Raw genomic sequence first — 1,591 nt, 5'->3', positions numbered from 1 at the left:
GTTCCCAGTCACATTGGGTTTAAAATTCCTGAAATGTTTGATGCAGCACTGAAAGGAAAGCTAAAAGCGCTTTGGGTGATTGGCGAAGATATTGTGCAAACAGACCCTAACACTCACAAAGTCATTAAAGCCCTGCAAAATACAGATTTAGTGATCGTTCAGGAATTGTTTATGACAGAAACTGCAAAACATGCAGATGTCGTTCTACCCGGGGCATCTTTCCTAGAAAAAAGCGGCACTTTTACCAATGGTGAACGACGCGTTCAAGCAGTTAGACAGGTTGTTAAGCCAATTGGTAATGCCAAAGCAGACGGACAGATCATTGTGGATATTATGAACAGAATGGGCTATCCGCAACCGGATTACCACCCAAAAACTATGCTTGAAGAAATTTCTCAAATCGTACCTTTCTTTGCGGGAATAACCTGGGAAAATCTTGGCAAAAACGGAAAGCAATGGCCGGTTGCCAAAGATGGTACAGATACTCAGATTTTACATCAGAAAGAATTTAAGATAGGTAAAGGCCAATTTATTTTCAAGAATTGGAAAGAGACAAGTGAGTTGGTTGATAATGCCAAAGACTATCCCTATATACTTACCACAAACCGTGAATTGGAGCATTACAATTGTGGTGCGATGACACGAAGAACAGGTAACGAACAGTTGCTTGGCGATGACTATTTAATGATTCACCCTGTTGATGCTGAAAAGCACTTTATTTCAGAAGGCGACTACGTTTGTCTGGAATCCCCGCGGGGAAAAGTGGATGTTAAAGCCCGAATCACTGACGAAGTAAAAGAGGGCGTTTTAAGCACCACGTTCCATTTTCCCGAAATTATGATTAATTACCTTACCGGTGATGTGCATGATTCTGAGGCAAAATGTCCCGAATATAAAGTGGTGGCAGTACGCATCAGAAAAAGTAAAGGAAAGTTTAAGCAACTTGCTTCTCAGGAATAAAAAACCATAATAATACAAAAGCCATCCGCCTCAAGAGGTGGATGGCTTTCCTGAAAATAATTCTTTACCGACTCATCTTGCGATGACAAGACAGGATTGTTACGTGTCCTGTGTCGTGAATTACCTCACTGGATTTGAAAACTTTGATTAAACCCGAAGGCAAATACAGGTTTTCAATCCCGACTTTTACACTCTCATACTAGTGCTGAATTTATAAAAACTCAGATTGTACTCAGGCAAATGCAAAAGCCTACAGAAAGTAAGTCAATTGTCAAAAAGTTCATTTCAATTTAGTGTTAACTGCTTCGATCTGTAACTTAAAAATACAATAACCTTTACCGGCAAACCTTTCGGTTTCAAGGCAGGGATATTACTTCTCCTGCACCGTGCATTATCATACCGGGTTCCTGTTTGTGAAAACTCATCTCAATCCGAAGATTGATTGCTGTAATCTAACGTTCACCCTGATTTTTACTATTCTAATACCGATTCCGTAATCCAAAGGATTCGGGTGGTACTTCAAACGAACAATAAAACTTGACAAAGAACTTAACTTTAAGACCAAAATTCGTTTTCAATTTAGTGTTAGCTGCCTTGAACTTTCATTTTGATATTTCAAATATAGCACCCG

The 1,591-nt window shown here is 39.5% G+C and carries 1 protein-coding gene; it reads left to right on the top strand.

Translation table 11 applies throughout. From position 1 onward, the window contains the following. The coding region (locus AC6F75_RS06255) for a molybdopterin-dependent oxidoreductase (RefSeq protein WP_500714095.1) at nucleotides 1-960 on the top strand (960 nt) is incomplete at its 5' end. Nucleotides 961-1,591 lie beyond the last annotated feature (631 nt).

The organism is Planktosalinus sp. (assembly GCF_059864935.1).
This window is presented reverse-complemented; position numbering and strand designations above follow the sequence as displayed.